General features: G+C 62.3%; 5 protein-coding genes. All 5 read left to right on the top strand.

Features of this window, described 5'->3' with window-relative positions; translation table 11 throughout:
* On the top strand, window positions 1–1032 hold a 1032-nt coding region (locus tag B3V69_RS15695; protein WP_296447950.1), incomplete at its 5' end, for a GspE/PulE family protein.
* A gap of 98 nt (window positions 1033–1130) precedes the next feature.
* Window positions 1131–1619 carry a tripartite tricarboxylate transporter TctB family protein gene (locus B3V69_RS15690; RefSeq protein ID WP_296447949.1) on the top strand — a complete coding sequence of 163 codons (489 nt, stop codon included), beginning with the start codon at window positions 1131–1133 and terminating at the stop codon, window positions 1617–1619.
* 11 nt (window positions 1620–1630) lie between these two features.
* Window positions 1631–3142, top strand: a complete 1512-nt coding sequence (locus tag B3V69_RS15685; protein ID WP_296447948.1) for a tripartite tricarboxylate transporter permease — start codon at window positions 1631–1633, stop codon at window positions 3140–3142.
* 143 nt (window positions 3143–3285) lie between these two features.
* Window positions 3286–4578 carry a DUF3422 family protein gene (locus B3V69_RS15680; RefSeq protein WP_296447947.1) on the top strand — a complete coding sequence of 431 codons (1293 nt, stop codon included), beginning with the start codon at window positions 3286–3288 and terminating at the stop codon, window positions 4576–4578.
* Window positions 4579–4617: 39 nt separating this feature from the next.
* Window positions 4618–5807, top strand: a 1190-nt coding sequence (locus B3V69_RS15675) for a gamma-glutamyltransferase family protein (protein WP_296447946.1), incomplete at its 3' end; no start/stop codon positions are given.

Raw genomic sequence — 5807 nt, 5'->3', positions numbered from 1 at the left:
ATGCCGATGGGTGTGCTCACCGCCATGACGGCGCGCATCAAGCTGCTGGGCCGCATGGACGTGGTGGAAAAGCGCCGCCCGCAGGATGGCCGCATCAAGACGCGCAATCCGCGTGGCGATGAGATCGAGATGCGTATCTCGACGCTGCCCACCGCTTTTGGCGAGAAGATGGTGATGCGCATCTTCGACCCGGACACCACCGTCAAGGACCTCGATGCATTGGGTTTCTCAGTCCACGATGCGCAGCGCTGGGAGGCGCTGGTGAAACGTCCCACCGGCATCATTCTGGTCACCGGCCCCACCGGCTCGGGCAAAACCACCACCTTGTATTCCACGCTCAAGCGCGTCGCCACGGAAGAGGTCAACGTCAGCACGGTCGAAGACCCGATTGAAATGATCGAGCCCTCGTTCAACCAGACCCAGGTGCAGCCGCAGCTTGATTTTGGTTTTCCGGAAGGGCTGCGAGCCCTCATGCGGCAAGACCCCGACATCATCATGGTGGGCGAAATTCGGGACCAGCAAACCGCGGAGATGGCGGTGCAGGCTGCGCTGACCGGCCATCTGGTGTTCTCCACCCTGCACACCAACGACGCGCCGTCGGCGGTGACGCGGCTGCTGGAGCTCGGTGTTCCGTCCTACCTGATCAACGCCACCTTGCTCGGCGTGCTGGCGCAGCGGCTGGTGCGCACCCTGTGCAAGCACTGCAAAGTGCCCGACGCGCAAGCCACGCGGGAGGCGCTGGCCGAGGTGGTCAAGCCGTGGCAGATCAGTGGCGGCTACAAGCCGTTCAAACCGGTCGGTTGCGTCGATTGCCGCATGACCGGTTTCATGGGCCGCATGGGTCTGTACGAGCTGCTGGTGGTGACCGAAGCCTTCAAGGACAAGATCAACCGCGAGCCCAATAGCGATGCGCTCAAACGCCAGGCCGTGAGCGACGGCATGCGTCCCCTGCGGCTCGCCGGTGCGCTGCGGGTGGCCGAGGGACTGACCGTGGTGGAAGAGATTCTGGCGTCCACGCCGCCTTTGACTTGACCCGCGTCGCTGATGCGACCTAAGTGAAAGTCGCAGGTCTGCGTCACGTGTTTCCCATGCAAAATGACCCCCGTTGGATTTATACGAGGAGCTAGTCCATGAATATCAAGAGTCAAAAAGACTTTTTCTCCGGCCTCGCCTTCATGGCCATAGGGGGTGCCTTTGCGTGGGGTGCGACCACCTATACCGTGGGCACCGGCGCGCGCATGGGGCCGGGATACTTTCCGCTCGTGCTGGGTGTCTTGCTGGCTATTTTGGGGGCTGTCATCACCTTCAAGGCGATGGTCGTGGAAACCGAGGATGGCGAGAAGATTGGCAAATGGATCTGGCGCCCGGTCGGTTATATCGTTGGTGCCAATCTGGCTTTTGGCGTGCTGCTGGGTGGCTTGCCCAGCATCAACTTGCCGGCCATGGGCATGATCGTTGCCATTTTTGCGCTGACCCTGATTAGCGCCAAGGCAGGTTCTGAGTTCAAACTCAAGGAAATCCTGATTCTTTCGATCATTCTGGCGGTCGGCAGCTATGCTGTTTTTATTCTGGTGCTCAAGCTGCAGATTCAGGTTTGGCCAACTTTCATTTCGGGTTGATAGAGTAGCTCATGGATATCATTGCAAATCTTTCACTCGGCTTCGGCGTTGCCTTTACGCCGATCAACCTGATGTACGCCTTTATCGGCTGCGTCCTGGGCACCCTCATCGGCGTGCTGCCCGGCATCGGCCCGGTGGCCACCATTGCCATGCTGTTGCCCGCCACTTACGCGCTGCCGCCGGTGTCCGCCCTGATCATGCTGGCCGGTATTTATTACGGCGCCCAGTATGGGGGTTCCACCACCGCCATCCTGGTCAACTTGCCGGGCGAGTCGTCTTCCATCGTCACCTGTATCGACGGCTACCAGATGGCGCGCCAGGGGCGAGCCGGACCGGCGCTGGCGGCGGCCGGTTTGGGCTCCTTTTTTGCCGGTTGTGTCGGCACCTTGATTCTGGCCGCGTTTGCGCCGCCCCTGACGGAGCTGGCCTTCAAGTTCGGCCCGGCCGAGTATTGTTCACTCATGATCTTGGGTCTGATCGGTGCCGTTGTCCTGGCGTCGGGTTCGCTGCTCAAGGCCATTGGCATGATCATTTTGGGCCTGCTGCTGGGCCTGGTCGGCACCGACGTCAACTCGGGCGTGACTCGCTACAGTTTTAATATTCCCGAACTGACCGATGGCATCGGCTTCGTCGCGGTGGCGATGGGGGTGTTCGGCTATGGTGAAATTATTTCGAATCTGGCGCTGCCGGATGAGCATCGCGAGGTCTTCACGGCCGAGGTAAAAGGCTTGTGGCCGACCAAGCAAGACTTCAAGGACATGACACCGGCTGTCTTGCGCGGCACCTTTCTGGGCTCTGCCTTGGGCATTTTGCCGGGGGGCGGCGCTTTGCTGGCCTCGTTTGCCGCGTACGCGCTGGAGAAGAAAATCAAGGGCAAGCCGGGTGAAATTCCGTTTGGCAAAGGCAATATTCGCGGTGTGGCAGGTCCGGAGTCCGCCAATAACGCGGGCGCGCAAACCTCGTTCATTCCACTGCTCACGCTGGGCATTCCGCCGAACGCCGTGATGGCCTTGATGGTGGGCGCCATGACCATTCACAACATCCAGCCGGGCCCGCAGGTGATGACCAGCAACCCGGAACTGTTCTGGGGTTTGATTGCGTCGATGTGGATTGGCAACGCCATGTTGATCGTCTTGAACCTGCCACTCATCGGCCTGTGGATCAAGTTGCTGACCGTTCCCTACCGCTGGCTGTTCCCGGCCATCGTTTTGTTCTGCGCGATTGGCGTCTACACCACCAATAACAGCACCTTTGACATCTGGCTGGTGGCGGGTTTCGGCTTCATTGGTTACGCCTTCAACAAACTGGGGATGGAGCCGTCGCCGATGATGCTGGGCTTTATTCTGGGCCCGATGATGGAAGAAAACCTGCGCCGGGCCTTGCTTTTGTCCCGTGGTGACTGGAGTGTGTTCGTCACGCGTGGCCTGTCGGCCGGCTTGCTGGCAGCGGCCGCGGTGATGCTGGTGATTGTGTTGCTGCCGGCCATCAAGGCCAAGCGGCAAGAGGCGTTTGTCGAAGAGTAATCACGCCGTCAGCTGGGGTGAGCGAAACGGCACCTGACGGTGCCGTTTTTTTGTGCGCCCAGCATGGGCGCACTCCCGATGATTGACAGGCGCGCCTGTTGCACTCACTCCTGTGCGGCACAATGGCTAGCCAAGGAATCCCCATGCAACTCAAGCACCATCTGCAGCAGCATCCGCAACGCGCGGCCCTGCACAACGAAATTCACGCCCGCCCGCCCCAGGCCCTGTCCGCGCCACTGGCGATCTCGCATGTGGTCATGGTGTGTGATGCGGCCCAACGCGAGGCCAGCCGGGCGCATGTGGCCACTTTGCTGCACGACCATCACCTGCCGCTGCCCGATCCGCAGTCCAGCCACTTCCGCATGGACCTCGGGCAGTTCCACATTCGCTGGGAGTTGCACACGGAATTCGTCACCTGGACCTTCATGTGCCCCTTGTCCTCCGAGTGCTTGGGAGAGCAAGAGCCGGAGCGGGCGCTGGACGCGGTGCCGCAAGACTGGTTCGCCAAGCTGCCCGGCCAGTGCTTGTCGAGTCTGCACCTGTGGGTCGTGTCAAGCCATGCCCCGGGTGCCGCGACGCTGGTCAAGCGTGTGCTGCTGGAAGACACCCTGCTGGCGTCCAGCGTGGCCGGTGGCGTGGCCGAGGTCTATACCGACTTCGCCATGCAGGCCGATGGTTTTTCACACATGGTGCTGCTGGCCGGGAACATGTCGCCGCGCCGACTGGGGCGTCTGGTACAGCGTCTGCTGGAGATCGAAACCTACCGCATGGCGGCCTTGCTCGGTTTGCCGGCGGCGCGCGAGGCGTCGACTATTCTGTCCAGTGCCGAGCGCGAGCTGGCCGAATTGGCCAGTGCCATTCGCAGCGCCACGGCGGCGGAAGAACCGATGTTGCTGGACCGGCTCACCAAACTGGCGGGTCAGGTGGAGAGCCAGCACGCCGCCACCCACTCGCGCTTCTCGGCCAGCGTGGCCTATTTTGAGTTGGTCGACAAACGCATCGTTGAAATCAACGAATCCGCGTTGCCGGGCATGCAGACCATTGGCGAATTCATGGATCGCCGCCTGACCCCCGCGCGCAGCACCTGCGAGTGGGCCACCCGGCGCCAGGACGCGCTGTCGCAACGGGTGTCGCGCATCAGCAACCTGCTGCGCACGCGGGTCGAGATCGAGCAGCAGCAAAGCAGCCAGGCGCTGCTGGCGACCATGAATTCCCGGCAAGACCTGCAGCTCAAACTGCAGTCCACGGTGGAGGGCCTGTCGGTGGCCGCCATCACCTACTACATCGTGGGCCTGGTCAGCTATCTGGCCAAGGGGGCGCACGGGGTTGGCTGGCCGTGGAGCCCGGAGAGCACGGCGGCCTTGACCATTCCGGTGGTGGCGCTCGGGGTCTGGTGGTCGCTGCGTCGCCTGCACAACAAGGTGTTTAAAGCCTGATTGCCCATACTGCATGACCTCCATCCGCCACGACCCACCATGAACTTCAATTACCAAAGCCCCTACAGTTCCGTTCGATTGCCGCTGTTTGCCCGCAACGTGGTGTCCACCTCGCATCCGCTGGCGGCCCAGGCCGGCTTGCGCATGTTGCTCAAGGGCGGCAATGCGGTCGATGCCGCCGTGGCGGCGGCAGCGGCCATGACGATTGTCGAGCCCGTCAGCAATGGCCTGGGCAGCGACGCGTTTTGTATTCTGTGGGACGGCAAGGAACTGCACGGTTTGAACGCCTCGGGGCGCGCGCCGCAAGCCTGGACGCCAGACTATTTTCGAACCCGCTACGGCGCCAGTGCGGTGGCGCCGCCCAAACGCGGCATCGACTCGGTCACGGTGCCAGGGGCCGTGAGCAGTTGGGTGGCCTTGAGCGAGCGTTTTGGCAAGTTGCCGTTTGCCGACCTGATGGCGCCCGCCATTGAGCTGGCGGAACGCGGTTATGGCGTCCCCACGGTGGTGCAGCAAAAATGGGCGGCGGCCGTGGACGAACTCAAAGCTTTGCCCGGTTTCGCTTCCGCCTTTTTGCCGCGCGGGCGCGCCCCCGCCGTTGGCGAATTGTTTCAATTTCCGGCGGCGGCGCGCGCGCTGCGTGCCATTGCCGCTACCCAGGGCGAAGCGTTCTATCGCGGTGAAATTGCCCACGCGCTGGAGAAATTCTCGGTGCGGCACGGTGGCCGCCTGACCGTGCAGGACCTCGCTGCGCACCGGCCCGAGTGGGTCGAGCCGATCACCCAAAACTACCGTGGCTACACCCTGCACGAAATCCCGCCCAACGGTCAAGGCCTTGCCGCCTTGATGGCGCTGGGCATTCTGGCGCAGTTTGACTTGCAGCAACTGCCGGTGGACGGCGTCGATTCCCAGCATCTGCAGATCGAGGCCATGAAGCTGGCGTTTGCCGATGTGTACAAATTTGTGGCCGAGCCGTCCAGCATGGAGGTGACGGCGGAGCAGATGCTGGACCGGGCTTATCTGGCCTCGCGTGCCCAACTGATCGACATGGGCCGGGCGCAGAACTTCGGCGCGGGAAATCCGCTGAAGGGGGGCACGATTTACCTCAGCGCGGCCGACGAGAGCGGCATGATGGTGAGCTTCATCCAGAGCAATTACATGGGCTTTGGATCAGGCTGCGTGGAGCCCGGCTTCGGCATCAGTCTGCAAAACCGGGGCCATGGCTTCAG

It is taken from the genome of Rhodoferax sp. UBA5149 (genome assembly GCF_002413825.1).
Taxonomy (GTDB): domain Bacteria; phylum Pseudomonadota; class Gammaproteobacteria; order Burkholderiales; family Burkholderiaceae_C; genus Rhodoferax.
This window is presented reverse-complemented; position numbering and strand designations above follow the sequence as displayed.

Excerpts from the sequence above, each read along its gene's own strand:
- B3V69_RS15680 (WP_296447947.1), top strand. The coding sequence starts at position 3,286 with ATGCAACTCAAGCACCATCTGCAGCAGCATCCGCAACGCGCGGCCCTG.
- B3V69_RS15685 (WP_296447948.1), top strand. The coding sequence starts at position 1,631 with ATGGATATCATTGCAAATCTTTCACTCGGCTTCGGCGTTGCCTTTACG.
- B3V69_RS15690 (WP_296447949.1), top strand. The coding sequence starts at position 1,131 with ATGAATATCAAGAGTCAAAAAGACTTTTTCTCCGGCCTCGCCTTCATG.